This window comes from Zhihengliuella sp. ISTPL4, from assembly GCF_002848265.1.
Taxonomy (GTDB): Bacteria; Actinomycetota; Actinomycetes; order Actinomycetales; family Microbacteriaceae; genus Microbacterium.
In genome coordinates this window covers 2,581,863-2,608,451 of sequence record NZ_CP025422.1, presented here as the reverse complement: position 1 = coordinate 2,608,451, position 26,589 = coordinate 2,581,863, and the positions used below count along the sequence as shown (strand labels likewise).

General features: G+C 69.1%; 30 protein-coding genes, 1 tRNA gene and 1 pseudogene. 13 read left to right on the top strand and 19 right to left on the bottom strand.

Features of this window, described 5'->3' with window-relative positions; all coding sequences use genetic code 11:
• Positions 1-11 precede the first annotated feature (11 nt).
• From CYL12_RS12405 to CYL12_RS12380, 6 genes are read right to left on the bottom strand one after another with little or no spacing between them, the layout of a single operon-like run.
• Positions 12-1,763: a serine/threonine-protein kinase gene (locus tag CYL12_RS12405; protein WP_101847872.1), complete on the bottom strand. Its 1,752-nt coding sequence runs from the start codon at positions 1,761-1,763 to the stop codon at positions 12-14.
• Positions 1,760-3,214, bottom strand: a complete 1,455-nt coding sequence (locus CYL12_RS12400) for a peptidoglycan D,D-transpeptidase FtsI family protein (RefSeq protein WP_101847871.1) — start codon at positions 3,212-3,214, stop codon at positions 1,760-1,762. The genes CYL12_RS12405 and CYL12_RS12400 overlap by 4 nt, the downstream gene beginning before the upstream one ends.
• A gap of 1 nt (position 3,215) precedes the next feature.
• Positions 3,216-4,601: an FtsW/RodA/SpoVE family cell cycle protein gene (locus CYL12_RS12395; RefSeq protein ID WP_101847870.1), complete on the bottom strand. Its 1,386-nt coding sequence runs from the start codon at positions 4,599-4,601 to the stop codon at positions 3,216-3,218.
• The gene (locus CYL12_RS12390; RefSeq protein ID WP_101847869.1) at positions 4,598-5,902 is read right to left on the bottom strand and encodes a PP2C family protein-serine/threonine phosphatase; all 1,305 of its coding nucleotides are present in this window, start codon (positions 5,900-5,902) and stop codon (positions 4,598-4,600) included. Before CYL12_RS12390 ends, CYL12_RS12395 begins: the two co-directional genes overlap by 4 nt.
• A 7-nt stretch (positions 5,903-5,909) precedes the next feature.
• A complete protein-coding gene (locus CYL12_RS12385) occupies positions 5,910-6,428 on the bottom strand; it encodes an FHA domain-containing protein FhaB/FipA (RefSeq protein WP_101847868.1) in 519 nt (172 codons plus the stop codon).
• Positions 6,425-7,150, bottom strand: a complete 726-nt coding sequence (locus CYL12_RS12380) for an FhaA domain-containing protein (RefSeq protein ID WP_101847867.1) — start codon at positions 7,148-7,150, stop codon at positions 6,425-6,427. The genes CYL12_RS12385 and CYL12_RS12380 overlap by 4 nt, the downstream gene beginning before the upstream one ends.
• Before the next feature lie 144 nt (positions 7,151-7,294).
• Here CYL12_RS12380 and CYL12_RS12375 point away from each other — a divergent pair.
• The 6 genes from CYL12_RS12375 (at position 7,295) to CYL12_RS12350 (ending at position 11,359) form a co-directional block, all read left to right on the top strand.
• A tRNA-Leu gene (locus CYL12_RS12375) sits at positions 7,295-7,377 on the top strand.
• 203 nt (positions 7,378-7,580) lie between these two features.
• Positions 7,581-8,669 carry a peptidoglycan-binding domain-containing protein gene (locus tag CYL12_RS12370; protein WP_101848791.1) on the top strand — a complete coding sequence of 363 codons (1,089 nt, stop codon included), beginning with the start codon at positions 7,581-7,583 and terminating at the stop codon, positions 8,667-8,669.
• A 95-nt stretch (positions 8,670-8,764) separates the two neighbouring features.
• Complete coding sequence (locus CYL12_RS12365; RefSeq protein WP_233486739.1) at positions 8,765-9,310, top strand: ABC transporter ATP-binding protein; 546 nt, start codon at positions 8,765-8,767, stop codon at positions 9,308-9,310.
• An 83-nt stretch (positions 9,311-9,393) separates the two neighbouring features.
• Positions 9,394-10,401 (top strand): ADOP family protein, encoded by a 1,008-nt coding sequence (locus CYL12_RS12360; protein WP_233486738.1) that lies wholly within the window; start codon positions 9,394-9,396, stop codon positions 10,399-10,401.
• Positions 10,402-10,499: 98 nt separating this feature from the next.
• Positions 10,500-10,835, top strand: coding sequence for a hypothetical protein (locus tag CYL12_RS17235; RefSeq protein ID WP_158297178.1), 336 nt, complete (start codon positions 10,500-10,502; stop codon positions 10,833-10,835).
• A 20-nt stretch (positions 10,836-10,855) separates the two neighbouring features.
• Positions 10,856-11,359: a hypothetical protein gene (locus tag CYL12_RS12350; protein ID WP_158297177.1), complete on the top strand. Its 504-nt coding sequence runs from the start codon at positions 10,856-10,858 to the stop codon at positions 11,357-11,359.
• Between the two features lie 85 nt (positions 11,360-11,444).
• Here the strand turns inward: CYL12_RS12350 and CYL12_RS12345 are convergent, their stop codons facing one another.
• The 4 genes from CYL12_RS12345 to CYL12_RS12330 form a co-directional block, all read right to left on the bottom strand.
• A complete protein-coding gene (locus tag CYL12_RS12345) occupies positions 11,445-12,584 on the bottom strand; it encodes a calcium:cation antiporter (RefSeq protein WP_233486737.1) in 1,140 nt (379 codons plus the stop codon).
• Positions 12,585-12,706: 122 nt separating this feature from the next.
• Entirely contained in the window at positions 12,707-13,510 is an 804-nt protein-coding gene (locus CYL12_RS12340; protein WP_101847861.1) for an SDR family oxidoreductase, read from the bottom strand.
• On the bottom strand, positions 13,507-13,980 hold the full coding sequence (locus CYL12_RS12335) for a MarR family winged helix-turn-helix transcriptional regulator (RefSeq protein ID WP_101847860.1): 474 nt from the start codon (positions 13,978-13,980) through the stop codon (positions 13,507-13,509). The genes CYL12_RS12340 and CYL12_RS12335 overlap by 4 nt, the downstream gene beginning before the upstream one ends.
• A gap of 27 nt (positions 13,981-14,007) precedes the next feature.
• Positions 14,008-14,313 carry a hypothetical protein gene (locus tag CYL12_RS12330; RefSeq protein WP_158297176.1) on the bottom strand — a complete coding sequence of 102 codons (306 nt, stop codon included), beginning with the start codon at positions 14,311-14,313 and terminating at the stop codon, positions 14,008-14,010.
• 345 nt (positions 14,314-14,658) lie between these two features.
• Here CYL12_RS12330 and CYL12_RS17490 point away from each other — a divergent pair, with 345 nt between their 5' ends.
• Both CYL12_RS17490 and CYL12_RS12325 read left to right on the top strand, forming a co-directional pair.
• The gene (locus CYL12_RS17490; RefSeq protein ID WP_255218720.1) at positions 14,659-14,793 is read left to right on the top strand and encodes a hypothetical protein; all 135 of its coding nucleotides are present in this window, start codon (positions 14,659-14,661) and stop codon (positions 14,791-14,793) included.
• Positions 14,794-14,930: 137 nt separating this feature from the next.
• Entirely contained in the window at positions 14,931-15,242 is a 312-nt protein-coding gene (locus CYL12_RS12325; RefSeq protein ID WP_101847858.1) for a hypothetical protein, read from the top strand.
• Positions 15,243-15,250: 8 nt separating this feature from the next.
• On the opposite strand, the gene CYL12_RS12320 is transcribed toward CYL12_RS12325, so the two are convergent.
• The 5 genes and pseudogenes from CYL12_RS12320 to CYL12_RS17445 form a co-directional block, all read right to left on the bottom strand.
• The gene (locus CYL12_RS12320; RefSeq protein ID WP_101847857.1) at positions 15,251-16,228 is read right to left on the bottom strand and encodes an SRPBCC family protein; all 978 of its coding nucleotides are present in this window, start codon (positions 16,226-16,228) and stop codon (positions 15,251-15,253) included.
• Positions 16,225-16,470, bottom strand: a complete 246-nt coding sequence (locus CYL12_RS12315; protein WP_101847856.1) for a hypothetical protein — start codon at positions 16,468-16,470, stop codon at positions 16,225-16,227. The genes CYL12_RS12320 and CYL12_RS12315 overlap by 4 nt, the downstream gene beginning before the upstream one ends.
• A gap of 70 nt (positions 16,471-16,540) precedes the next feature.
• Positions 16,541-17,725: a zinc-dependent alcohol dehydrogenase gene (locus tag CYL12_RS12310; protein WP_101848790.1), complete on the bottom strand. Its 1,185-nt coding sequence runs from the start codon at positions 17,723-17,725 to the stop codon at positions 16,541-16,543.
• A gap of 104 nt (positions 17,726-17,829) precedes the next feature.
• Positions 17,830-19,158: a cytochrome P450 gene (locus CYL12_RS12305; RefSeq protein WP_101847855.1), complete on the bottom strand. Its 1,329-nt coding sequence runs from the start codon at positions 19,156-19,158 to the stop codon at positions 17,830-17,832.
• Between the two features lie 86 nt (positions 19,159-19,244).
• Positions 19,245-19,844, bottom strand: a pseudogene (locus CYL12_RS17445) (GNAT family N-acetyltransferase).
• A 93-nt stretch (positions 19,845-19,937) separates the two neighbouring features.
• Between CYL12_RS17445 and CYL12_RS12295 the strand changes: the two are divergent.
• Positions 19,938-20,375: an SRPBCC family protein gene (locus CYL12_RS12295; RefSeq protein ID WP_101847854.1), complete on the top strand. Its 438-nt coding sequence runs from the start codon at positions 19,938-19,940 to the stop codon at positions 20,373-20,375.
• Positions 20,376-20,390: 15 nt separating this feature from the next.
• Here the strand turns inward: CYL12_RS12295 and CYL12_RS12290 are convergent, their stop codons facing one another.
• On the bottom strand, positions 20,391-21,212 hold the full coding sequence (locus CYL12_RS12290; protein ID WP_199399116.1) for a shikimate 5-dehydrogenase: 822 nt from the start codon (positions 21,210-21,212) through the stop codon (positions 20,391-20,393).
• A 480-nt stretch (positions 21,213-21,692) separates the two neighbouring features.
• Here CYL12_RS12290 and CYL12_RS12285 point away from each other — a divergent pair, with 480 nt between their 5' ends.
• Positions 21,693-21,899, top strand: a complete 207-nt coding sequence (locus tag CYL12_RS12285; RefSeq protein ID WP_017203899.1) for a cold-shock protein — start codon at positions 21,693-21,695, stop codon at positions 21,897-21,899.
• 89 nt (positions 21,900-21,988) lie between these two features.
• On the opposite strand, the gene CYL12_RS12280 is transcribed toward CYL12_RS12285, so the two are convergent.
• Complete coding sequence (locus CYL12_RS12280) at positions 21,989-22,654, bottom strand: HAD hydrolase-like protein (protein WP_101847853.1); 666 nt, start codon at positions 22,652-22,654, stop codon at positions 21,989-21,991.
• Positions 22,655-22,799: 145 nt separating this feature from the next.
• Between CYL12_RS12280 and CYL12_RS12275 the strand changes: the two genes are divergently transcribed.
• Positions 22,800-23,048, top strand: a complete 249-nt coding sequence (locus tag CYL12_RS12275; protein WP_101847852.1) for a response regulator — start codon at positions 22,800-22,802, stop codon at positions 23,046-23,048.
• A 2-nt stretch (positions 23,049-23,050) separates the two neighbouring features.
• On the opposite strand, the gene nucS is transcribed toward CYL12_RS12275, so the two are convergent.
• Together nucS and CYL12_RS12265 are read right to left on the bottom strand one after the other, a co-directional pair.
• Entirely contained in the window at positions 23,051-23,746 is a 696-nt protein-coding gene (nucS, locus tag CYL12_RS12270) for an endonuclease NucS (protein ID WP_101847851.1), read from the bottom strand.
• Positions 23,747-23,781: 35 nt separating this feature from the next.
• Positions 23,782-24,633: a GAP family protein gene (locus CYL12_RS12265; protein WP_101847850.1), complete on the bottom strand. Its 852-nt coding sequence runs from the start codon at positions 24,631-24,633 to the stop codon at positions 23,782-23,784.
• 116 nt (positions 24,634-24,749) lie between these two features.
• On the opposite strand from CYL12_RS12265, the gene CYL12_RS12260 reads away from it, so the two are divergent.
• Positions 24,750-25,946: a sensor histidine kinase gene (locus CYL12_RS12260; protein ID WP_101847849.1), complete on the top strand. Its 1,197-nt coding sequence runs from the start codon at positions 24,750-24,752 to the stop codon at positions 25,944-25,946.
• Complete coding sequence (locus CYL12_RS12255) at positions 25,943-26,587, top strand: response regulator (protein ID WP_101847848.1); 645 nt, start codon at positions 25,943-25,945, stop codon at positions 26,585-26,587. The genes CYL12_RS12260 and CYL12_RS12255 overlap by 4 nt, the downstream gene beginning before the upstream one ends.
• Positions 26,588-26,589: the final 2 nt, after the last annotated feature.

Here is a 26,589-nt window from a genome sequence, read left to right as displayed (position 1 = left end):
GGATCTACAGGCTACCCTTCGGCGCCTTCCCCGCCGTCACCCTCGCCGTCCTGCGGTGCGACGATCGTCACGGAGAGAGGCGGCGACGCGTTCGACGTGCGCTGGTCGCCGCCGGAGCACAGGCCCTGGTAGGTGGCGATGAGTTGCTGTCCCACCGCGTCTCCGACCGTCACCTGCGCATTGCGCTGCGTCGGCTGGAAGTTCGGACCGCCCGAGGCGAACGTGCCGTTCTGCAGCGAGACGACGTAGCCGGAGAGGGTCGTGCCGCTGGGGCACGTGAATCCGGTGCCCCAAGAGATGGTCACGGTGCTGCCCGCGATCGGGTCGCCGGTGATGGTCGGCTGGTCCGTGGGCGTCGGAAGCGGCGTGCGGCCGGCGTAGACGGTGAGCGCGATCGGGGTGGTCGTCTCGACGTTGCCCGTGGGCTGCACCCGGTAGACCTTGCCGACGTCACCGTCGGTCGGCGCGGGGTCGCCCTCCCCGCAGGTGATGTCGCTGAAGCCGGCGTCCTTGAGCGTGGTGGTCGCCGTGGCGCAGTCCATGCCGTTGAGACCGAGCGCGGTCACGTCGACGCGCGTCTCCTCCGGAGTGGGCTCCTGTGAAGGCGTCTGCGTCTGGGTCTGCGTGGGCGTACGTGTCGCGGATCCCGTGGGATCCGGGTCGGCGTCCTTGCCCTGGTTGCCGAACAGCGCCCACAGGGTGCCGCCGACGACGATGAGCAGCAGGACCAGCAGCGCGATGAGCGGCCAGGTCCACGCGCTCTTCTTCTTCTTTTTCTTCTCCTGCTCCTCCGCCACGGCCTCGTCGGTGGGCAGCTGGGCGGTGGTGGGCAGGATGCGCGTCGTGCCGTCGTCGCCGGTCGCGGTGAGCATGCGCGTGGCGTCGTCGTCGCCCGCGATGCCGCCGGTGGCGATGGCAGGCACGGCGATGGCGGCGGAGTTCAGGTCGCCGCGGCGCAGGGCTTGGGCTGCACGGGCGACCGTGGCCGAGGAAGACGGACGATCCGCCGGCTTCTTCGCGATCATCGCCATGACGAGGTTCTGCACCGGGATGGGCACCGTCGGCGGCAGCGGCGGCGGCTGCTCGTTGATCTGCGCCATCGCGATCGCCACCTGCGACTCACCGGTGAAGGGACGCTTGCCGGCGAGGCACTCGTACGCGACGATTCCCAGCGAGTAGGTGTCCGTCGCGGGGGAGGCGGGGTGACCCGATGCCTGTTCCGGCGAGAGGTACTGCACCGTGCCCATCACCTGACCGGTCGCAGTGAGCGGAACCTGGTCGGCGATCCGGGCGATACCGAAGTCGGTGATCTTGACGCGGCCGTCCGGCGTGATGAGCAGGTTTCCCGGCTTGATGTCACGGTGCACGAGACCGGCCGCATGCGCGGCCTGCAGGGCGGATGCCGTCTGGGCGACGATGTCGAGCGTCTTGTCGGCGCTCAGCGAGCCGTCGCGCTCGAGGATCGTCGACAGCGCCTCGCCGGGCACGAGTTCCATGACGAGGTAGGCACTGCCGTTCTCCTCGCCGTAGTCGAAAACGCTGGCGATGCCCTCGTGGTTGACGAGCGCGGCGTGACGCGCCTCTGCGCGGAATCGCTCGAGGAACCCGGGGTCCCCCATGTACTCGTCCTTGAGGATCTTGATCGCGACGGTTCGTCCGATGACGTGATCCGTCGCCTCCCACACCTCGCCCATGCCGCCGATCGCAATCCGCGACTGCAGCTCGTAGCGACCACCGAACGACACACCCTGCGTCGGCCTCATCTGCCCAGCACCGCCTCTATGACCTTCTTCGCAATGGGAGCTGCGATGGTGTCGCCGCTTCCCGATTGACCCTGTCCGCCGCCGTTTTCGACGACGACCGCTACCGCCACCTCCGGGTCGTTCGCGGGGGCGAACCCCGTGAACCACAGGGTGTGCGGCCTGTTTCCGTTCTCCGCCGTTCCCGTCTTACCGGCTACGTCGACCCCGTCTATTCTTGCACCCTGGGCGGCGCCGTTTGAGACGCTCGCGACCATGGCGGAGGTGACCTCGTCGGCGACCTCGGCGTCCATCGCCCTGCCGAACTCCGTGCTCTCGAAGGAGCGGACCACCGAGAGGTCGTTGCCGATCACGGCGTCCACCATCTGCGGGTTCATGACCACGCCGTCGTTCGCGATGCCCGCTGAGACCATGGCGATCTGCAGGGGTGTCGCGGTGACCTGCCCCTGCCCGAAGCCGGTGAGCGCGGTCTGGGCGTCGTCGAGTCCGCGGGGGTAGCTCGACGGTGTCGAGGTGAGCGGCGTGTCGAAGCTGCGGTTGAAGCCGAACTTCTCCGCCATCTCTCGGATCGTGTCGTCGCCGAGCTCGACCGCGAGCTCGGCCATGGGGATGTTGCAGCTCAGACGGATGGCCTCGGCGATCGTGACCGTCGGGCCGGAGCCGCAGGTGCCGCCCCACGCGTTGGAGACCCGATTGTTCGAGCCCGGCAGCGTGTACGAGGCGGGGTTGGGGAGCGTGGATTCGGGGGTCCAGTCGCCGCTCGCATAGGCGGCCGCCGCCACGACGAGCTTGAACGTCGAGCCGGGCGGGTTGAGGTCACCGGCGATGGCGCGGTTCGACAGCGGCTTGCCCGGGTCGGCCACGAGTTGGTCGTACGTAGCGTTGGCGGCGTTCGCGTCGTGGGTGGCCATGCTGTTCGTGTCGAAGCCCGGGGTGGACGCCATCGCCAGGATGCGTCCCGTCTTCGGGTCCATCGCCACGACGGCGCCCTGCAGACCGTCCAGCGCTTCGGTGGCGGCGCGTTGCGCTGCGGTGTTCAGCGACAGCTCGACGCTCAAGCCACGCTGGGGCTGGCCGGAGAGGATGCGCTCGACCTCAGCGAAGAACGCATTCGAGCCGGTTCCGGACAGGTCGGCGTTCATCGCCTCCTCGATGCCGGTGCTGGAGCCGAGCGCGGGATTGAAGTACCCGGTGACGGGTTCCCACATCGCCGGGTCGGTGTACACACGCTGGAAGCGGTACTGGTCGTCGCTCGGGACCGAATTGGCGATCGCGGTGCCGTCGACGATGATCGCACCGCGCTGGATCTCGTAGCTGTCCAGCCTGGTGCGCTTGTTGTGCGGGTTCTGGGACAGGCCGTCGGTCTCGACGACCTGGATCCAGCTCGTCGCGGCGAACAGCGCGATGAACATGAACAGCATGACGATGCTGAGTCTGCGGAGCTCTTTGGTCATGTCAGCCGATCACCACCCGAGGCTGACGGCGGACGCCGTCGGAGATGCGGAGGAGGAGGGCCACGATGAGCCAGTTCGCGACGAGCGACGAGCCGCCGGCGGCGAGGAAAGGCGTGGTGAGGCCGGTCAGCGGGATGAGCCGGGTGACGCCGCCGACCATGATGAACACCTGCAGGGCGATCGTGAACGACAGACCCGTCGCGAGCAGCTTCCCGAAATCGTCCTGGCCGGCGAGACCGATGCGGACGCCGCGGCTGACGAACACCATGTAGAGGCAGAGGATGGCGAAGAGGCCGATGAGACCGAGCTCCTCGCCGAGGCTCGTGATGATGTAATCACTGTGCGCGAGCGGGGTGATCTCGGGGCGTCCCTGACCCCAGCCGGTGCCGATGAGACCCCCGCGGGCGAGCCCGAACAGACCTTGCATGGGCTGGTAGCCGGCGACATCGGGGTCGACCTTCGAGGAGTCGAACAGGAACAGCCAGTTGATGAAACGACCCTGCACGTAGCTGAGGATCTGCGAGGCGGCCGCGACGCCGGCCACCACGAGGCCGAGACCGATGAGCACCCAGCTCGTCTTGCCTGTCGCGACATAGAGCATCGCCACGAACATGCCGAAGATGAGCGTTCCGGTGCCGAGATCGCGCTGGACGACGATGATGCCGAGCGAGACCAGCCAGACGACGAGGACGGGTCCGAGTTCGCGCATCCGCGGCCAGGTGATCCCGAGCACCCGCTTGCCGACCGACGTCAGGCTCTCCCGCGTGCGCACGAGGTAGCCGGCGAAGAAGATCGCGAGGCAGATCTTCGCCAGCTCCCCCGGCTGGAAGGCGAACATGCCTCCGAGCGAGACCCAGACCTGAGCATTCGCGTCGGGGATCCGCAGGCCGGGGACGAACGGCAGGAGCAGGAGGAGGATTCCGGCGAGGCCGAAGATGTAGGTGTAGCGGAACAGGATCCGGTAATTGCGCAGCAGGATGACCACCGTGATCGCCCCAGCCAGGGAGATGGCGGTCCAGGCGAGCTGCTTCGTGGAATAGGCGGCCCACCCGGTGTTCCCGAAGGCGATGTCGATCCGGTAGATCATCGCGACGCCGAGTCCGGTGAGCAGCGTCGCGATCGGGACGACGAAGGGATCGGCGTCGGCGGCGACGAAGCGGAGCACGATGTGCAGCGCGAAGGCGAGAGCCGCGAGCCCGCCGCCGATCGCGAGGATCATCGGGTCGATGGTGCCGAGCGCACCGAGCTGGACGAGGGTCAGCGCGGCACCGCTGATCGCACAGGCGAACAGGAGCAGCCAGAACTCGCGGTTGCGCTGCGTCTGCGGCATCCGCAGGCGGCGCAGCGCCTTGATGACCGTGGTGTCCGCCTGCACGTCGGTGCTCATCCGGCACCTCCCGACGGTGTGGCGCTCGGGGAGGGGAGCGGCGTGGGCAGGGGAGTCTGCTCGATGATGTTGGCCTCGGCACCCGTGCGGAGCCGGTCGACGATGGCCATCGCGTCGGAGAGCGAGCGCGCGCTGATCGTGCGCTCGACGGAGGCCCGCTGATACGGCGGCAGGTCGGCGAGGAGGATCTCGGTGTCCTCGACCGGTGTCGACAGCGTGATGGGGCCGATGTTCTGCTGCACACCCTGGAAGATCACGACGCTGTCCTCATCCGCGCCGATGAAGTAGCGCGTCTGGGTCCAGCTGTACGCGGCGAAGGCGGCGAAGCCCAGCAGGGCGAGCGCGACCAGGGTCCCGGCGATCCAGCCCAGCCGGCGGCGCTTGGCGCGACGGCGGTCCTCCTCGATCAGCTCCTCGAGGTACTCGGGTGCCGGCTCGAAGTGGCTCGGCTCGTTCGCGGCCTGCCGGACCGGGTGCAGCCAGTTGCTGCGCGGCGCCCGGACGGGCGGCACGTACACCCCGGACGGGTTCGAGGCTGCGCCGACGATCGTGGCGGTGCCGGAGTGGACGGGGTGCTGGCCGCCCACGTCGACGATCACGATCGTGACGTTGTCGGGGGCGCCGCCGTCGAGAGCCTGCTTGAGAAGGTTGTCCGCCGTGCGCCCAGGGGCGAGCCCGAGCTGCATGGCCTTGAGGATGCGGGCCTCGTCCACGACACCGGAGAGGCCGTCGGAGCAGAGCAGCCAACGGTCGCCGGGCTGCGCGTGCATGACGAACATGTCGAGCTCGGGGTCGGCGTCCATGTCGCTGAGCACCCGCATGAGCACGGAGCGCCGCGGGTGGTACCTGGCCTCTTCGGGGGTGATGCGGCCCGAGTCGACCAGCCGCTGCACGAAGGTGTGGTCGGCGGTGATCTGCGTCAGCGCATCGTCGCGGTAGAGGTAGATGCGGGAGTCGCCGATGTGGCCGATGACGGCGTACTCGTCGACCATGATGATGGCGCTGAGCGTGGTGCCGAGGCCGGCGAGTTCCGGGCGGTCCTTGGCGGCGCGGATGAGGTCGCCGGCAGCGGTCGTGGCGGCGGCCTGGAGCGCGGCCTGCGCATCCTCCGTGGACGAGTACGGCTGATCCAGCGGCTCCATGCGCTGGATCGCGATGCTGGAGGCGACGTCGCCGCCCGCGTGCCCGCCCATGCCGTCGGCGACGACGAACAGGTTCGCTCCGGAATATCCGGAGTCCTGGTTGTTGGAGCGGACCTTCCCGGTGTGGGAGATCGCGGCGCTCGAGCCTTCGAAGACCATGCCGGCGTCAGGCCCTCAACTCGAACGTCGTCGCGCCGACCTTGACCGGGGTTCCGAGGCTGAGGGAGACCGGGCCGCCCGTCACCCGCTGACCGGCCACGAACGTGCCGTTCGTCGAGTCGAGGTCCTGGATCGCCCAGGTGTCGCCGCGGAGCAGGAGCCGGGCGTGGTGGCTGGAGGTGTAGTCGTCGCGGATCACGAGGGCCGATTCGCTGGAGCGGCCGATCGTCATCGCGTCGGAGCCGAGGGGCAGTTCGAGGCCCGCCTTCGGTCCGGACGTGATCACGAGGCGCTTCGCCGTGGCCACGGTCGCCGGGCCCGACGACGGTCGCGTCGCCGAGGGACGGGGCGGAGCGGTCGGTGCCGGGGTGGCGGCAGCGGACGCTCCCGCGGTCGCTTCGGCGGGGAGTTTCCGAGCCCGCACGCCGAACAGGTCGGCCCGGAGGGAGTACACGACCCCGAACACGAAGAACCACATCAGCACGAGGAAGCCGATGCGGAGCAGGAGCAGGACCAGTTCGCTCATCCGAGGGCTCCGAACACGCGGGTCGCGTCGTCGTCGGGGCGGGAGGACCGCGACGGCGTGGCGATGGGAACGATGCGGAACACGAGGTCGGTGCGGCCGATCGTGATCGTGGTGTCGGAGGGGAGGGCGGCCTCGCGGAGCTTCTGGCCGTCGACCTTGGTGCCGTTGGTCGAGCCCATGTCGCGGAGCATGGCGCGCTCGCCGTCCCAGAGGATCTCGGCGTGCCGACGGCTGGAGCCGGCGTCGGCGATCGTGATGTCCGCGTCGGATCCGCGGCCGATCACGGTGCGGGCACGGGTGAGGGTGTGCCGGCGTCCGTCGACATCCACGACGGCCTGCCAGCTCACGCGCCCCTCGACGGTGCCCGAGGTGACGCGGACGGTGCCGGTGGCGACCTTGTCGTCCGCGTCGAGAGTGATGGAAAGGGGGCCTGCGAAGCTGTAGCCCTGCGACTTCGCGTGCTTCGTAAGGAGGGCGTGCAGCTCGTCCGTCAGCGCGCCGCCGAGTCCGCGCATGCGCTCCGCGTCGTCGGGGCTGAGCCGCACGACGTAGTTGTTGGGCGCGATGATGCGGTCGCGACTCACCACCGCGGCAGTGGTATCCGCCTCGCGGCGCAACGCCGAAGCGATCTCCACGGGCTGGATGCCGCTGCGGAAGGTCTTCGCGAACGCGCTGTTCACGGCGCGCTCGAGACCCTTCTCAAAGCTGTCAAGTAGTCCCACTGGGCTCCTCTGGCATGGCGACCGGTAGGGACATCGTAGCCAGGTGACCTGGGGGAACGCCGCCGACGCCCCCTCCGGGGTGTGCAACGAGGGCGAAAACGCGTGATATCCTCGGAAAGTTGAGTTCTTCGGAATGAGACGCTCGCGCGAGTGGCGGAATGGTAGACGCGCTGGCTTCAGGTGCCAGTGTCCTTATGGACGTGGGGGTTCAAGTCCCCCCTCGCGCACAGCGGGCGGTTGTCTTGCAACCGTTCTGTTCGTGCATCGAAAGAGCCGGTCGACGGTCGTCGACCGGCTCTTTTGCGTTTCCGCTGGGGACGGGACGGCCGAAGAGGGGCAGAGACGTCGCCACTGCGGCTACGGACGCGGAACGTGAACGCCGCCTGCGAGAAGCACGCAATTGCGCGATGCGGTAACTATGGTGGCTCTCATGACTGAGGCCCTGCGATCATCGAAGCGCTGGCTCACGTATAGCGTCGTGGCGATACTGTTCCTCGTCTTCGGCGCCGCGTGTACCTGGGCGGTGATGACCGCGATCCGTCCCGCTGAGGATCCTCTCGCCTCGACGGACCATACGTATGCCGAGGTGGCTCCCGGTGAGGTCGGCGCATCGTTAAGTCTGAACGTCATCGCAAAGTGGACGTCGGAACCGGCGGGGATCAATCAGGCGGTCGGCGTCTTGACGAGCCTGGATGCTGAGGCCGGTGAGGAAATCTCGCAAGGCAGCGTGCTCTACACGGTCAACCTCAGGCCGGTCGTCGTTGCACAAGGTGACGTCCCGGCGTTCCGGGCCATTGCCGCGGACACGAAGGGGGCTGACGTCAAGCAGCTGCAATCGATGCTGGCCTCGCTGGGACACTACGGCGGGGGCATCGACGGTGAGGCGGGTGACGGTACCGTCCGTGCGATCCAGCGATGGCAAGGCTCCCTCGGCCTTGAGAAGACCGGTGTCGTCGAGCTCGGAGATATCGTGTTCGTTCGAACCTTGCCGACTCGCATCATGCTCAACGCCGAGACGATGAAGCTCGGCAGTACTCTCGCCGGGGGTGAACAGTCGGTCAACGCCCTTCCACCCGCTCCTGAGTTCAGTCTCGCCGTCACCGAAGCGCAGGCGCGGATGATCCCCGCCGATGCTCCCATCGAGATGACCTCCCCGGAGGGGGAAACGTGGAACGCCGTTGCGACCGACCAGGCGGTGGACTCAGAGAGTGACGCCATCAACGTGAGCGTTTCGGCAGCAGAGGGCGCCACGATCTGCGGTGAGGCCTGCGTCACCGTTCCGGTCGGAGGTGAGATCACGCTGCCCGCGAAGATCACCACCGTTCCGACCGTCACCGGATTGGTGGTTCCTTCGTCCGCACTCGTCACGACGGCGGGGGGAAAGACGGCCGTGCTTGACGTCGACGGGACACGCATCCCGGTCATCGTCGAGGCGTCAGCGAAGGGCATGTCTGTCGTCAGCGGAGTGGAAGAGGGGCTCAAGGTACAGGTCCCCGCCTCGGAGAAGGCCGCCCCATGACCGCTATCCCCCTCCAAGCGCGCGGCGTGACCTTCGGGTACACCGCTGGCCGCCCGGTGGTCGAGAACTGGTCAGCGGACTTCCCGGCGGGAACGATGACCGCGCTCACGGGTCCCTCTGGGCGCGGAAAATCGACGCTGCTCTACCTGCTCGGATTGATGCTGCGCCCGAGTTCGGGCCGTGTGTCGGTGTCAGGCCACGAGGCAGCGCGCCTCAGCGATGGAGAACGCGCGCGCCTTCGGGCGCACCTGTTCGGTTTCGTGTTCCAAGATGCTGCCCTCGACGCCACGCGGACAGTACTCGACAACGTCACCGAGACCGCCCTCTACCGGGGGCAACCCCGGTCGCATGCCGTCCCGCGCGCGCGGGAACTGCTGGAGCGCTTCGGCGTTGACCTCCCCGCTCATCGGAAGCCGGGCCAGGTCTCCGGCGGTCAAGCTCAGCGCATCGCCCTGTGCCGTGCCCTCCTCAACGATCCTGCGATCATGCTCGCGGACGAGCCCACCGGTAACCTCGACCCTGTCACGGCTGAGATGGTGGTGTCAGCGATGCGGGAGCGTGCCGCTTCGGGTGCTGCCGTGATCGTGGTCACACACTCACGAGATGTCGCAGAAGCCTGCGACCGAGAGATCACGCTATGACATGGGCCGTGGTTCGAGAAGCCGCAGCATCCGCTCGGTCTCAGCCTGTCGCCACCACCCTCACCGTGCTGATCGTGATGGGGATGATCGTCTCCGTCATGCTCACCACGGGCCGCACCGTGGGGGCCGAGCAGCAAGTCCTCGGTTCGATCGATTCCGCCGGCACGCGCTCGATAACAATCCGCGCGGAAGCCGAAGCAGGTCTGACGAGCGACGTCCTCGATCGCATCGCGTCGATCGAGGGGATCGAGTGGGCTGGCGGGTTCTCCGCTGCTGTCGACGCGACCAACACGGCGATACCTGATGGATCCCGCGTTCCCGTCCGACAGGTGTACGGCTCACAGCTCCAGCGCCTCGGAATCCCGGGCGATCCGGCGGTGCAGGACGGTGCCGCATGGGCGTCCTCCGCTGCTCTGAAGCAACTAGGTCTTCCTGACCAGATGGGGGGCATCACCGTGAGCACCGGGGAGACCTTGGGGATTGTCGGCACCGTGGAAGTGCCCGACTTCTTGGCAGGCTACGAACCCGTCGTGCTGGTGCCACAGCAGCATGCAACGGGTGCCGAGAGCATCGCACTCCTCATCGTGATCGCTGACCGCCCGGACCTCGTCGCGCCGGTGAGCCAAGCCGTCCGTTCCGTCTTGGGTGCGGACGATGCCAGCATGGTGAAGATCCAGACGAGTGAAGAGCTCGCTCAGCTTCGCGCGCTGATCGAGGGACAGCTGGGATCCTTCTCTCGGAGCCTGGTTCTGGCTCTCCTCTCGTTGACCGGCCTGCTGGTAGCCGTCCTTCTCTACGGCCTGGTCATGATGCGGCGCAAAGACTTCGGCCGACGGCGCGCACTCGGTGCGAGCCGTGGACTCATCATCGGCCTGCTGGTGACTCAGACTGCGCTTCTGGCCGGCGTCGGTATCATCGTCGGGGTCGCCGTCTCCCTGGTCGTTCTCTTCGCCAGCGGCGACCCTTGGCCGGGGGGCGCATTCACCGCCGCACTCGCCATCCTGGCGCTCTGCACCGCGCTCATCGCCTCCCTGATTCCTGCGGCGGTCGCTAGCCGTCGGGAACCGATCCGGGAACTTCGAGTGCCCTGACCTGGACTTTAGTCTCCTTGACTTCTTCATCGAACCCGGCGAAACTGACCGGCAATCGCGCGAGGGGCGCGAGAAGACAAGTCCCATCGGAGGGTGACATGAAGAAGAAGACCCAGGTCGGCGCGGCCGCGTTCATCGCATTAGCGCTGGTTTTCGGGACGGCTGTGTCCGCATCGGCAGCGAGCGTCGAATACACCGGTCGTTCCTGCTGGTGGCCTGACAACCCCAGGATGAACTTGAACTCGAAGGGCACGCAGACCATCAAGGTCTACAACGACAACGGCTCCACCACCACGGGCAGTTGGAAGACATCGGCGACGGCGCGCAACAACTCTGTCGCCGGGACCACGCAGAGGGCGACGAAGGGTACGGTTTCCACGAGTGCCACGTCCATCGTCAGCTCCGGCTGGTCGAGTGGTTGCAAGCTTTGGTAGCGATCACATCGTCACGGCTGGTGGCGCTGGTTCTGGCCAGCGCCGCCAGCCTTGTCCTCCTGACGGGTTGTACTGGTGGCCCCGGGCAATCGGCCCCCAGCGAGGGGAGTTCGGCCGGCCAAGACCTCGACAATTGGGGCGAGAACATGGAGGGGTGTCTGGAGGATAAGGGCTGGGACATCGAGATGCTTGCAGACGGTGGCATAAATGTCACCGTGCCCAAGGGGCAGGATGACTCGTACGATGCGGACTACAAGGCATGCGAGGAGTCCTTCGGCTATGACGTTCCCCCTGTCTATTCGGACGAAGAGGTGCGGGGGATCTATAAGCAGGTCCTCGCGACCGCCGAGTGCCTGACCGAGCGGGGGCTCGACCCGGGCACCCCGCCCTCTGAGCAGACGTTCGTGGAGCAGGTGCAAAGCGGCCCCGGGGGGTGGGATCCCTATTCCGAGCTGTATCCCGCGACGATGGATCAGAACGAGTACTACGCGGCCCTCGAAGCATGCCCGAGGACGTGGCACTGAGGGAGACCGATCTTCTCGTTCTCCGTCTGAAAGACCCCGACCCACCTACAGGTCGGGGTCTTTCGAGTCGTCCCGCCGAGGCGGCTCAACGGATGAGGATGAGGACGTAGACGGCGAAGGTCACCACGTGTGCGGCCCCGTGCATCGCAGTGACCCGCTTCGCCGCGAACGTCGTCACCGAGAGCAGCAGCGTCACGGCGAGCATGAGGAGGTTCGCCGGCGACTCGGCGAGCACCACCTCCTGCCCGGTGAGCATGCCGATCAGGAGGACCGCCGGAATCGTCAGGCCGACCGTCGACACAAGCGCGCCATGGCAGAGGTTGTTCACGCGCTGCGCCTCGCCGTTCAGGGCGGCACGGATCGAGGTGATCGACTCCGGGAGGAACACGATGCCCGCGATCAACAGTCCCGCCAGGGCGACCGGAGCGCCCAGCCGGCCGAGACCGTCGTCGAGCAGGGTCGCCATGTCGTGCGAGAGCAGCACGATGGGGACGACCGTGACGACGAGGAGCACGAGGCGGGTCAGCACCTCGACGCGGTGAGCCGCGAGCACTTCGCGGATGGGGGTCCGGGGTGCTTCCCTCTCGGCCGCACGGACGGCCGGGCGCAGCCGCTCGTCCACCTCGGTGAAGTCGTCGGCCTGCGCGCCCATCTGCCGGAACAGGAAGAACGCGTAGAGGACGAGCGTGAGCACGATGATCGGGATCTCCTGGCCGACCGTGTATGCGCCGCCCTCGCCGATGAGGCCGGGGAGTCCGAAGGCCAGAGCGACGAGGACTACGAGCATGGAAAGGTACGCGGATGTGCCGGTGCGGTTGTGTGCCATCCCTCGGTGACGGAGCCCGCCGAGGAGGAGGGCCAGACCGATGACGAGGTTGAGGATGATCATCGACACGGCCATGACCGAGTCGCGCGCGATCGTGGCGTGCTCGCCCGGCCCGAGCATGACGGCCGAGATGAGGATCACCTCGATGAGCACGATCGACAGGGTCAGCACCAGGGAGCCGTACGGATCGCCCAGTCGGTGAGCGAGGGCCTCGGCCTGCTTGACGACCCCGAAGGCGCACACGAGGATGACGGCGACGATCGCGAGGAGGGCGACGATCAGGAGCGGACCGGGAACCGGCGGCGCGAGGAGCGGGTGCAGGGCGAGCAGGGCGACGAACGCGCCCCACCCCAGCGCCACACGCAGCACGTCGGTGCGGGTGATGAACGACCGGATCATGACGGACTCCTTCATGAGTCAGTCGTCGTGTGCGGGTACTGCTCCCTCGTCCGCTGCTCCGGGTGCCGGAGACACCCTCAGGATACCCGTGCTCCCGGAACAGCGGCTGAGCAGTGCGGGACTCAGCCCTGCGGAGCGTCGTTCCAGGACCAGATGTCGTCGCCGCGCAGCACGGCGTCGGCCCCGCCGTCGCAGTAAATCGTCTGGCCCGCCATGTGGGTGTTCACCGGGCTCGTCAACCAGACGAGGAGCTCGGCGATGGAGGACGCCGGCTGGTGGTAGTTCAGGGGCATCGGCACCGCCGCATCCACCATCGCCAGACCTTCGGGCGAGTTGAGCAGCCCGGCGGTCATCGCGGTGGTGACGGTGCCGGGGGCGACGGCGTTCAGCGGGATGCCCGCTCCCGCCCACGCCGGCGTCACGCTCTCCCGGCGGACCCAGCGCGACAGGGCGCGCTTGCTGGACGAGTAGTTGAGGAACCCGGCTTCGGGCGTCGCGGCAAGGCGGTCGCCGATCTCGATCGCCCGTGCCTCGTCGCCGGCGAGGGCAGCGTCGACGAGTTCGGGCGACACCGGCTGCAGCGAGGCCATCGACGACACCACGGCGGCGCGGGGCGCATCGGACAGGCTCAGCGTGGGTTGCAGCGCGGTCAGGAACTCCGTCACGCCGAAGAAGTTGATGGACATCGTCTTCGAGATCGGAGCGGAGATGCCGGCGCAGGCGATGACGGCGTCGATCCCGTCGTCGGCCATCTCGACGGCGGCGCTCGCCGCAGCCAGGCGGCCGTCGTGGGTCGACAGATCGCCCTCGACCTCGGCGCCGGCGAGGTCGACGCCGATGACGGTGTGCCCCTGCGAGCGGAGCAGCTGGGTGGTGGCGGCGCCGATGCCGGATGCGGATCCGGTGACGACATACGTGCGGGTCATGAGGTTTCCTCCTTGATGGACGCGACCGGCGGCGTGCCGGACAGGGCGGTGACGAAGCGGGTGAGCTGGTGACGGAAACCCTCGATCTCGTCCGGCGACCAGCCGGTGAGCGCGTCGTCGACCATGCGGTGACCTGCGTCGACGAGACGCGAATAGGCGCGCTGGCCGGCGTCCGTCAGTCGCACCTCGACCGTGCGACCCGAGCGCACCGGATCGACGACGCCCTGCGTCGCCATCCGGGCGACGAGCTTCGACGTGGTCGGACGCGACAGCGCCGCGTGCGCGGCCAGGTCGCCGAAGCCCATCGCCCCGCCGTTCATCCCGAGCAGGTAGAGCGCGCGGATGGCGGACGCATCGAGGGCGACGTCGACGGCTTCGGCGACCTGACGCTGCAGGTCGCTCTCACTCCATTCCGACACCACGCGGACGAGGGCCACGTGGATGCCGGCGACGTCCTCGCCGGTGCTCATGCTCCCAGGGTACGCCTCAAAGTTGCCTCAGGCAACAGTTGTGACGTAGCCGGCGCTCGCCGTGTCCTCCACGAGAGCGAAGAAATGCCGATCGCCGGCTCGCCGCGTGCGCCGCCAGCGGCGCTGATGCCCGTCGGCGTAGTCGAGAACGATCCACGCGGGCGGAGGAGCGCCCTGAGGGCCGAGGATGAACGAGCACGCACCGAGGCCGGGGGAGGCGAGCTCTGCGACGAAGCGGTCGTCGTCCGGCGCGAACGGCGCGGCCGCATGGAGCTCGGCGGGCTGCAGGCGGAGCACAGCTTCGGTCTGTTCCGTCGGTGGTGTCTCTGGCATCGGGATTCCTCTCTCGGGGGTGGGCAGGCTCGCGCCCAGGGATGGGGGTCCCCCGCGAGGCGCGTGCGCCCGACTGCGGGGTCATCGCCCCGGGGCGCCATGCGGACGACGGCGGGGCGTCTCCGCGGGTGATCGTGCGGAGTGCTCGGCCTGGCCCGTTGCTGTCCTCCGACCGTATCACGTTAATTTGAGTCATTCAAAAGAACTCGGTTCGACGAGGCGCTCCGGGGGAGATGAAGACCGAAGTTCACGAGCGTTTTTCTCCCGTTCAGACGGCGATTTGACTTCCCCGGGCTTCCGGGTATGGTCGGGGGTTACGCCAGCCAGTCACGAAGGGGAAGCGCCATGTCAGGAAAGTCCACACCGGGTCGCGCAGGGAAGAAGGCGCCGCAGCTCTCGCTCAAGGAGAAGCGGGCGGCGAAGCGTGCGAAGAATGCCCCGGACGAGTTCCTCAAGCCTCGCAAGGGCGCGAAGAGCTGAGGGCTCCGGCCCGGTGGGTGTGGCGGTCCTCCGCTGCGCCCGCCGGGGATACCGGGGGGACGGCGACCTGTCAACGGGCCTTGTCCTCAGCGCGGATCCGACGCACTCTGGAGTCTCCGCCACGAGAGGAGCGCGTCATGTCGAATCCTGAAGCCTTCATGTACCCGGATGAGCCGCTGGAGCCGGAGAAGCCGCTGCGGCCCGAGGAGGAGGATCTCGTCGAGTCGGGCGAGGAGCCCTCGAGGGAAGGCGTCGCGGCGCATCTCGCCGAACGCGGAGGCGATGATCCCGACGGCATCCAGGACGTACCCGCCGGCGGTGCTGGGGCTGACGCCGGAGCGGGAAACGCCGCCCGTGTCGACCCCGCCTCGAAGAACCCGCCGGAGCCCGCGTACGAGTCGACCCACAGCAAGGAGCCGGGGATCGGTCCGCGGCACGAGGACGACTGAGGGTCGGATCAGCGGAAGACGCGGCTGATCCCGCTCTCGACCTGGACGAGTTGGATGAACACCAGCCCGCGCAGCAGCGGGAGGAGAGGCGCCCTCAGGGCTCGTCGGAGCGGCCCACGTGGTTTCGTCTCCCACGTCAGGGTCGCCCGGAGCTGCGTCCCACCCGCAGCCGGTTCCAGCGCGAGCGCGAGTGTGCGCGGGTTCGCGTCCGGCGCATCGGAGTACTCGAAGCGCCAGGACACCTGCGGGGACTCCTCGCGCGCCGAACGGGTCACGCGGAGGCGATGGAACGCCGGCTTGCGGCCGAGGGGGCGCCCGTCCGGAGCCGTCGCGGGAGCGAACGCCTCCCAGGGCCCGTCGTCCGATCCGGCAACCACGCTCTCGACGCTCTGCTCCCACTCCGGGAGACGATCGCCGGCGGAGACCAGCGCCCAGACGTCGGCCATGGCGGCGGGCACGAACATCGACCGGGACGCGGTGATCCCTGAGCCCTCCGACCGATCCTGCGCGGAGCGAGCGGCGGCCTCGACCTCGTCCAGTTGAGCCGTGATCTCCGTCCCGGAAACTCCGAGCCGATGAAGGACGGCGACGATCAGGCCGCTCGGCTCCGCGACGAGCGCGCGGAGCACCGCCGCGGAATCGCCCTGTCGGCCGCCGCTCGTCGCGGCGCGGAGAACCGCGAGGGCGCGATCCGTCCAGTCGTACCCTTCGGTCTCGTGGAACACGATGCGGCCGGTGCCGAGCGCGGGAGCGTCCACTCCCACGGCCCGAAGCTGCGCGGTGTGCTGTGCTTCGACCGCGATCCGGGCGGCGTCGAGATGGACGCCCGAGCGCCGCAGGACCTGCCCGCCGGTGTCCGCATCGAGCGTGAGAGCGAGCAGCAGATGATCGATGTCCGCGTCGTGCACGCCGAGGCGCGAGGCCTCCTCCATCGCCGCGAGCGACAGCGTGTGCATGGTCGCGGCGGCCTGCGTGAACCGGCTCATGCGTTCCGCCGTGGGACCGGGATGGTCGGGTCGATGCGACGGCTGTGCTTCTTGTGCACCGCCTGCCGCGTGACGCCGAGGGCATCCGCGATGGTCTGCCAGCTCATTCCGGCGCGGAGTGCGGCCTCCACCTGACGCAGCTCGAGCGCGTCGGCGAGGGTCCGCAGTGAGGCCACGGCGCGCAGCCCGGCACGGGGATCGGTCGTGTCCGCAGCGACGCGGGCGATGTCGAGGGACTCCATGGTGTCAACCTACGTTGCTTGAGCGGCGACTGTCAACCCAGGTTGCTCACGGGAGTCCCTCGATCAGCCGTCAGGCAGCGGAGGGGTGCAGCACGACCTTGATGCAGCCGTCCTTCTTCTCCTGGAACGTCCGGTACAGCTCCGGCGCGTCCTCCAGCGCCGCGTGGTGCGTCGTCAGATCCATGACACCGAGCGGGTCGGACGGATCCTCGACGAGCGGCAGGATGTCGTCGATCCAGTTCTTCACATTGCACTGCCCCATCCGCAGGCTGATCTGCTTGTCGAACAGGGTCTTCATCGGCAGGATGTCGGCGTCGCCCGCGTACACGCCGCTCAGGGAGACCGTACCGCCGCGACGGACGGCGTCGATCGAGGCGTACACGGCCGCGAGCCGGTCGACCCCGGCCTTGTCGAGCATCTGCCGCGCGGCGGGGTCGGGGAGCAGACCGACCGCCTTCTGCAGGAACTCCACCCCGCTGTTGCCGTGCGCCTCCAGGCCCACCGCGTCCACCACGGCGTCCGCGCCTCGGCCCTCGGTGGCGTCGCGGATCTCCTCCACGGCCGTGTCGGTGAGGTCGAGGGTCTCGATGCCGTGGCGCTCCGCCATCGCGCGCCGCTCCGCCACCGGTTCGACCGCGATGACGCGGTGGCCCCGGTGCCGGGCGATGCGGCTCACGAACTGTCCGACGGGTCCGAGGCCCATCACCGCGAGGGTCCCACCCTCCGGAAGCTGTGCGTACTCGACGCCCTGCCAGGCCGTCGGCAGGATGTCGCTGAGGAAGAGGTAGCGCTCGTCGGGGAGGTCCGGCGCCACCGGGATGTGGTTGTAGTCCGCCAGCGGCACCCGGAGGTACTCGGCCTGTCCGCCGGGGACCTGGCCGTAGAGCTTGGTGTACCCGAAGAGTGCCGCGCCGCTGCCGTACTTCCGGACCTGCGTCGTCTCGCACTGCGATTGCAGGCCACGGAGGCAGAAGAAGCACACGCCGCAGGAGATGTTGAACGGGATCACCACGCGGTCGCCCGGCTTCAGCTTCGTGACGTTCGCACCGACCTCCACCACGACGCCCATCGGCTCGTGCCCGAGGATGTCTCCGCGGTCCAGGAACGGCCCCAGGAGCTCGTAGAGGTGCAGGTCGGACCCGCAGATGGCGGACGAGGTGATCCGGACGATGGCATCCGCCGGCTGCTGGATGACCGGGTCGGCGACCTCCTCCACCGTCACGTTGCGCTTGCCCTGCCAGGTGAGTGCCTTCATCATGTCCTCCACGTCTCGATGTCCGTCGTTCTTCCAGGCTCTCCGGGGAGGCCGACCGGAGCCACCCGGTTGACAGGTCGCGGACGACGTGCGACCCCCGGGACTCAGTGGAACGGGCAGCCGCGCCCGGAGCCGGCGGCGCGCACCCGGCCTCCAGAGGACGGCTTGGTGGGGAGCCGACGGCGGTTCACGTCGAGTCCTTCATCGAGCACCGTCAGTTCCGGGTCGCTCAGCACCGCGATCGCGGCGGAGAGGCCGGCGATCACGAGCTTCTCGCCGGGGCAGCGGTGTCCGGAGGCGACGTCGCCCCCGCCTTGGGGGATGAAGGTCGTGATGTCCTCGTAGTCGTCGACGTCCGTGAACCGCTCGGGGGCGAAGCGCTCCGGATGGGACCACGATCGCGCGTCGGTGTTCGTGCCGAGGATGTCCAGCACGACCCGGCCCCCTTCCGGGACGGTCACACCCTCGATCTCGACCTCCGCGATGCTCCGCCCCGGCAGCATCGGCACGAACAACCCGGTCCGGCGCACCTCCTGCGCGAACATCGTCGCGAGTGTCCCGCCGACGAAAGCCCCGCGCTCCGCGGTCTCGGCCGCGATCCGCGCACGCCACTCCGGGTGGTCGTGCAGCTGCTTCGCCGCGAACGCCACGAATCGCGCGGCGGCGATCATCGGACGGATGCTGTTCTGCAGCTCCACCCCGGCGACCTCGGCGGACAGGAGTTCCCCGTTCCCGTCGCGATGCGCGGCCCAGAGGGCGAGGGCCGTGCCGTCCGGAGCGCTCAGGGTGCCGGCGCGGACGGCCTCGATGAGACGTCGCGCGTGGCGGTTGGAGAAGACCCGGTTCGCGAAAGCCTCGAGGTAGGCGGGGGAGTACGGCGCGCCGAAGCCGTCCACGATCTGCGCGAGTCGGGCTGCCCATCGGGTCTGCGCGGCGGCCGTGCCGGGCAGGCCCGCCCAGCGCATCATGGCGCGCCCGAACGCACCGACGGCGGCGTCGTACGCACTGCGTGTGCCGCCGGCGCGCCAGTCCTCGCGTTCCGTCGCCCACTCGCGCTCCAGGTATGGCGTGAGCCGCTCGACCTGGGCGTCCTCGTAGGCCACCGCCACGAAGGTGGCCTTGCGGTGGCGGTGCGCGGCGCCGTCGAGGGCGTGCACCGAGCCGTGGCCGAACAGCGGTTCGCGGATGACCCCCGGCATGGCGCCGGCGCGGGCGATACGGCTCTCGTCATAGAACAGTTCCACCCCTTCGGCGCCCCGGACGAACGCGGCCGGGTGGCCGAGCAGGCGCATCGGGGCGGAGCGGGCCCCCGAGCGGGCGCGACGCCAGATGCGCTCGCCGAAGTCGTAGCCGCGGGTCAGCAGCGCCGGAGAGTCCTCGTGCAAGACCGCGTCGACGCCGTCGGACAGTCGGGAAGTCAGTCGCTGAAGCATGGATCGACCCTGTCACGGGATCTCGACGGGGCCCAAGGGGGAGGCGTGCCCCGAGCGATTGTGCTAGCCGGGGAGCGCGCGGACGCTCAGTCCGGCGACACCCCCGCGCGCCACTCGTGCTCCAGGATCGCCAGGACGAGCAGCGTCGACCACTCGCCCTTGAACCACTCGCTCTGGACGAAACGGGCCTCGTGGCGGAACCCGAGCCGTTCCGCCACTCGCACCGATGCGGAGTTCCGCTCGTCGATCCGCGCCGAGATGCGGTGCAACCCCAGCCCGTCGAAGCCGACCGCGAGGAGGGCATGAACGGCTTCCGTCGCATATCCGCGACCTGCGAATCGGGGATCGAAGATGTACCCGATCTCGCCCGCGCGGTTCGTCTCGTCGCGTCAGAACAGGACGACGTCTCCGAGAAGGGTGCCGGAATCGCGATCCTCCACCGCCAGACAGACGGCGTCGCCCTCTCCGGCGAAGTGCGTGTTCGACCAGATCGTGGCGATGCGTTCCTCGATGTCCGCCACGTCGAGCGGTCCGTACGGGACGTACCGCACGGTGGCGGGGTCGGACTTGTAGGCGTGCATCGCCACGGCATCGGTCGCGACGATCGGACGCAGCACCAGGCGCTTTGTGAGGAGCGGGTAGTCCGGCTCGTAACCGGTGGAGGCGGCGGGGTGGGTGCGGGCCATGGCAGGAGAGTACGGGACAGGGCGGACGCCGATGTCAAGCACCTGTCCGCGGGGCGGGGAGAGCGCCCAGGATGGGTGCGGAACGGAGGAACCATGGCCACCAACACCCGCGACCTGACGTGCACCACCCATGACGTGTTCCGCGTGCTGGCGAACGGCTGGCTCTACCCCTCGTGGGTGGTCGGAGCCTCGCGGATGCGCGACGTCGACGACTCCTGGCCGGCTGCCGGCGCTCAGCTGCACCACTCGGTCGGTACGTGGCCCGCACTCCTCGACGACACGACGGAGCTCGTGGAATGGCACCCGCCGCACCGGGCGGTGCTGCGGGCGCGGGGCTGGCCTGTCGGCGAAGCCCAGGTGACGATCCGCGCGCGGACGACCCCGACCGGCTGCCAGGTGCGCATCGACGAGGAGCCCGTCAAGGGCCCGGCGACGCTGCTGCCGCGGTTCCTCACCACGCCGATGCTCCGCTGGCGCAACGCGGAGACCCTGCACCGCCTCGGCTATCTCGCCGAGGGCCGCGCGTCCTGACGTGGGATCATCGCCTCACGCTCCGGCGCGCATGAACGCCTCGGCGGCGCGTACCTGCTCCGCGGACGGTCGGATGCCGGTGTAGAGGACGAACTGCTCGAGCGCCTGACGCGTCGCGACCTCCGCGCCGGTGATCACGGTCTTCCCCGCCGCGCGGCCGGCGGTGATGAGCGGGGTCTCCGCGGGCAGGGCGACCACGTCGAACACGACCGTGGCTGCGGCGATCGTGGGCTCCGCGAAGGCGAGCGCGTCGGCCTCCGCGCCCCCGGCCATGCCGATCGGGGTGACGTTGACGATCACGTCGGCCGTCGCGTTCCCGACCTCCGGTTGCCAGGCGAAGTCGTAGAGGTCGGCGAGGGCACGGCCCGCGGACTCGTTCCGGGCGACGATCGTCACGTCTGTGAAGCCGGCGTCGCGGAACGCGGCCGCCGTCGCCTTCGCCATGCCGCCCGAGCCGCGCAGGAGCGCCGATGACGTCCGGTCGAGGTCGTTCTCCGCGATGAGCTGCGCGATCGCCGAGTAGTCGGTGTTGGAGGCGGTGAGGACGCCGTCGTCGTTCACGATGGTGTTCACGGAGTCGATGGCCTGCGCCGAGGGGTCCATGCGATCGACGAGGGCGATGACGTCCTCCTTGTACGGCATGGAGATCGCGCACCCGCGGATGCCGAGACCGCGCACGCCGGCGATGGCCTGCGTCAGATCGGTCGGGGCGAAGGCCTTGTAGATCCAGTTCAGGCCGAGCGCTTCGTAGAGGTGGTTGTGGAAGCGGGTGCCGTTGTTGCTCGGCCGTGCCGACAGCGAGATGCAGAGCGTCATGTCCTTGTTCAGCATGGTCACCGCTTCAGGCTACCGGTGCGTCTGTCAAGGTCCATGGCGGGAGATCGCGTCCTCCCCTATGGTGAAGGTGCATGCAAGGGGATCGATCGTCTACGCCTCTCCCCAGGGGGCGGAGGCCCTCCCCACGGGCCGGACGATCCGTGCATGCGATTGGGCCCTCTCGAGTAGTTCAGTCCCCAATGGGCTCCTCGAGAGGGCCGCTCTCTGCCCGGTCCTCTCGAAGATTTTCAAATTTGTCCCCCAAAAGGGGGACAAGAACCCCGCGGAGGGGTTAGGCTGTTTCTGACGCACCCTCCGGTCGTCTTCGGCCCTCATCGCTCCCCCCGCGGTGAGGGCCACACCATTTTCCGGGCGCATCCGCTCGTGCAACATTTGGATTACCTTCTCGCAACGGCTATTCCGCTAGGGGTCCCCTCCACTAGCGTTAGCGATGTCGGTGCACCCCTGCGTCGGCTTCTACATCAGCAGAACAGGCAGTACATGAGCACCCAGGGCACGGTCAAGTGGTTCAACTCGGAGAAGGGCTTCGGCTTCATCTCCCCCGACGACGGAGGCGCTGACGTCTTCGCGCACTACTCCGCCATCCAGTCATCCGGCTACCGCTCTCTCGAAGAGAACCAGCGGGTCGAGTTCGATGTGGCGCAGGGCCCCAAGGGCCTGCAGGCAGAGAACATCCGCCCCGTCTGAGGCGGAAGCAACACCGGGAACTCCCCGTCGGATCCACGCGCAGGCGCTGACCCGGCGGGGAGTTTCGTCTCCTGACGGCCTGGGGCCGGTCAGGGCAGCAGGAGTGCGCGCAGCTCGTCGACGCTCGTGACGCGGAACGCCGCGTCGTCGCCCTCGTGCGGATCGCTGAATCCCCAGCCCACGAAGATGACGGGAACGCCGTTCGCGAGACCGCCCTCGACATCGTGGTGCCGGTCGCCGACGAGGACAGGGCGAGAGGTGTCGGCGCCGAGCGTGCGCAGCCGCCGCAGCGCTTCCGCCACGATGTCGGTCTTTGAGGCGAGCGTGGCCTCGTCCGGCGTGGCGCCCACGGTCGTCAGGAACGACGGCCGGAGTCCGAAGTGATCCACCAGCGCGTCGACCTGATTCTCGGGCTTGGAGCTCGCCGTCGCCTGAGGGACACCCGCCGCGCGCAGGTCGTGGATCAGCTCGGCGACCCCCGGATACGTCTGCACGTCGGTCGTGTACCCGTCGGCCTTGCCGAGGGTGCGGTAGAACGCCACGGCCTCGGTCGACTGCTCGGGCGTCATCCCCGCCTGGTCCTGGAAGGACTGGAACATGGGAGGGCCGATCCAGTGCACGAGCTCTTCCCGCGTGGGCGCCGGGTGGCCGAAGTGCGTCAGGGCGATGTTCAGGCGACGCAGGATTCCGACCGAGGCGTCGACGATGGTCCCGTCGACGTCCCAGAGCACACACGAGTATGGCGAAGAGGGCATGCCTCCAGCCTAGGGTCCCGCGAACGGGTGCCCGCCCGTCCTGCACAGGTGTGCACGAAACGGGTTCCTCCACCGAACGCAGGAAGGCCCTTCACGCCGATCTAGAGTCGTGACAGCGGCGGGATCACGGGTGAGAATGGGGGCCATGTACGTGTCGGTGGAAGTCATCACGATGCTGGCGACGGCCGCGACGACTCTCGTCGCGATCATCAGCGGATTCGGCTGGATGATCGGTCGGATGGACACGCGGTTCGCCGCGATGGAGACGAAGGTCGACGCGAGGTTCGCGATCCAGGACGCGAAGTTCGACCGGATCGAGCACGAGCTCACCGAGGTGAAGATCGCGATCGCGCGGCTGGAGGGCCCGAGGCCCCGCCTGGTCTCGACGCGCTGAGGTCAGAAGAGGCGGGGGATGCCCGACTCGATGCCCTTCATGTCGTCGTAGTCCAGCACGAGGCAGCGGATGCCGCGATCCTCGGCGAGGACGCGGGCCTGCGGCTTGATCTCCTGGGCCGCGAACACGCCCTGCACCGGTGCCAGGTGGGGGTCGCGACCGAGAAGCTCGAGATAGCGGGTGAGCTGCTCGACGCCGTCGATGTCGCCGCGGCGCTTGACCTCGACGGCGATCGCCACGCCGTCGGCGTCGCGCACCAGCAGGTCGACGGGGCCGATGGCCGTGGGGTACTCACGACGGACCAGGGTGGCACCCTCGGCGACGCGGTCCACCTGCTCCGCGAGCAGACGCTGCAGGTCGGCCTCGACGCCGTCCTTCTGCAGACCGGGATCGATCCCGAGCTCGTGGCTCGAGTCGTGGATGACCTCGTAGATCTGCACGCGGAGGGCGTCGCCGGTCTTCTTGTGGGTCACGCGCCACACCTCGACGACGCCGGCGCCGGCTTCTTCCTCGCCCGGTTCCTCGGTGGCGAGCATGCACGGCGGACTCATCCAGTTGAGTGGCTTGTAGCTGCCGCCGTCGGAGTGCACGAGCAGACTCCCGTCACCCTTGTGCACGAGCAGGCGGGTGGCGAGCGGAAGATGGGCGTTGAGTCGGCCGGTGTAGTCGACCGAGCAGCGGGCGATGACGAGACGCACCCGACGAGCCTACTTCGTCGCCGCCGGGGTCGCGGTCAGAAGATCGCGCCGAAGAGTCCGAGCTCGGTGGCGGCCGACCGGGCGATGAGGAAGCCGATGATGCCGATGATCCAGGCGGTGTTCTCCGCCCCTGTCCGCTCCATCCAGGCGGCGAAGCGCTCCAGCGGGCGCTGCACGAGCGGGGCCGCCACGAGTCGCAGCACGAGGAGCACGAGGGCCGGGGCGATCATGAGCGCGCAGTACCCCGCGAGGGAGAGCACCCGGAGGGGCGTGTCGACGCCGGCATCAGCGAGCATCGTCATCGCCACGATGTAGGGCAGCATCGTCGCGACCTCCACGAGGCCGGCGGCGATCGCGACGGCCATGACCGCGAACCCGCGTGTCTTCGGGTCGAGCAGGCGCTGCCGCCACCGGGTGATCCGACCGGGACGCGGCGCGGCCGTCGCCGTGGCGGCGGACGGGGCGGGAGGGTGTGCCTGCGCACCCGATGCCGATACGCGGTCGCTGCCCGGCTTCCCGGGATCCGCTGCCGCGACGGCGGCCGTGGGCACCGCGCCCGGCGCTGCTTCGGCGGGTTTCGTCGGCATCACGAAGGCCGTGATGAGGAGGGCGGCGCCGACGACGAGGCGGGTGATCATCCCCGCGGGAGAGCTCAGGAAGTCGGAGGCGACGTCGACGAGGTTCACCAGCCCCCACAGGAAGAGGAGGCCGACGACGAGATAGAAGACGGCGATCGTCGCGAGGTAGAGGAGGATCCGTCCCGCGCGGACCCGCCCGGGGTGCAGCAGGAGGAAGACCGGGATGAGCAGCGTGCCGACGCTCAGACCGTCGATGAGCGCGAGCACGGCGAGGGACAGGGGCAGCGGCAGCCCGCCGAAGAGTTCCATGGCCTCCACGATCCCCGGGTGCGGGCGTGCGCGGATCGGGCGAAAGTCGCGGTCGTCCCACCGCCCTCATCCTTTCGTCGGATGCGGCGCGGTGCCTGCCGTGATTGCATGAGGACATGCACGATCCGGCCGACGGAGGGCCCGCCGCCTGGTACCGGCGACACCGATGGTGGGCGGACCCCGTCGGCATGGCCGCCCTCGCGACGATCATGGCGGCGCTCGGCTTCCATGGGATCTGGGGGCCGTTTTCGCTGCTGCCGGAGGACGTCTCGCCGTGGTGGGCCCTGGTGCTCGCCTTCCCGGCCTGCGCTCTCGCCCTCGGGAAGCGTCGCCACCCGTGGACAGTGCTCGCCCTGGTCGCCGTCCTCTTCGTCGCCGACCTGCTCACGGTGGGGGGCGTCGGCACGCTCGTGGTCCTGCTCGACGTGCTGTGGACAGCGGCCTTTTTCGCCGGACCGCGCGGGCGCCGCGTGCTGCTCGTGCTGCTCGGTGCGGCGACCGTCGCGCTGTTCTCGGCCGCCCTGCTGTTCTCTCCGGCGACGCCCCCGGTCGCACTGCTGTTCGCCGTGCAGTTCGGGGCGATCTTCGGCACCGACTACTGGTGGGCTGTCGCGGTGTCCCAGGCGCACGAGCTCGCTGAGCTGCACCGGCAGCGTGCGGAGGATGCCGCCGCGACCGCGGACCGGGACCGTGCGGAGGCCGTGCAGCGCGAGCGCGAGACCATGGCGCGGGAGCTGCACGACGTGGTGGCGGGACACGTGATGGCCATGGCCATCAGGGCGGAGGCGGCGCTGGCCGCTCCGCTCGACCGATCCGACGACCGCGCCGCGCTGCAGGCGGTGCGGGACGCCGGACTCGATGCGCACGGCGCCCTGCGCACGATGATCGGAGTGCTGCGGCGAGGTGAGGGCGCGCTGACTCCGACGCCGGGGTGGGCCGACATCGACCGCCTCGCCGCGGAGGCCCGACGCTCCGGGCTCGACGTCCGGCTGGTCGTCGAGGATCCGGGTGACCTCGGCGGGGGCGGCGAGCAGGCGGTCGTGCGGGTGGTGCGCGAGGCGCTGGGCAACTGCGTCCGTCACGCGAACGGTGCTTCCGTGGAGGTGGCCATCGCCCGGGACGGCGGCCACGTGCGCGTCGCGGTGCGGTCTCGGGGTGGTGCCCCCACGGCGACGGCCGGCCAGGGCGGCGAGGGGTGGGGGCTGCAGATGCTGCGGGAACGCGTCACCGCTCTCGGCGGCACCTTCCGCGCCGGACCGGAGGCGGAGGGCTGGCTTGTCGAGGCGCGACTGCCCGCGGGGGTTCGGGCATGACCGCGCCGACCGTGCTGCTGGCCGACGACCACGGGGCGATCAGAGCGGGCCTGCGCATCATGTTGGAGACCCATGACATCGCGGTGGTGGGGGAGGCCGCCGACGGTGATGTCGCCGTGCGCAATGCCGCGGCGCTACGGCCGGACGTCGTCCTCATGGATCTGCGGATGCCCGGACGCGATGGGGTCTCGGCCACCCGCGAGATCGTCGAGCGCGGCCTCGGCGACGTGCTCGTGCTGACGAGCTTCGACGAGGATGAGCTCGTGCTCGCCGCGCTCCGCGCCGGCGCGGTCGGGTTCCTCCTGAAGACCGTCGACGCGCCGACCCTCGTCCAGTCCGTGCGTGCTGTCGCTGCCGGAGAGGGGGCGCTGGACCCGCGGGTCACCCGCCGAGCGCTCGCCGCGGTGGCGGCGTCCGCTCCGGAGCCGGCTCCGATGACGACGTTCGTGCTTCCCGAGCTGACACCGCGGGAGCGGGACGTCCTCGACGGGATCCTGCAGGGGTGGTCGAACGCCCAGCTCGCCGCGCGCCTGAAGATCTCGGTGCCGACCGTGAAGACCCACGTGTCGAACGTGCTCACCAAGCTCGGGGCCCGTAGCCGGTCACACGCGGCCGCGTTGGTGCGCGGTGTCGAGGAGTGAGG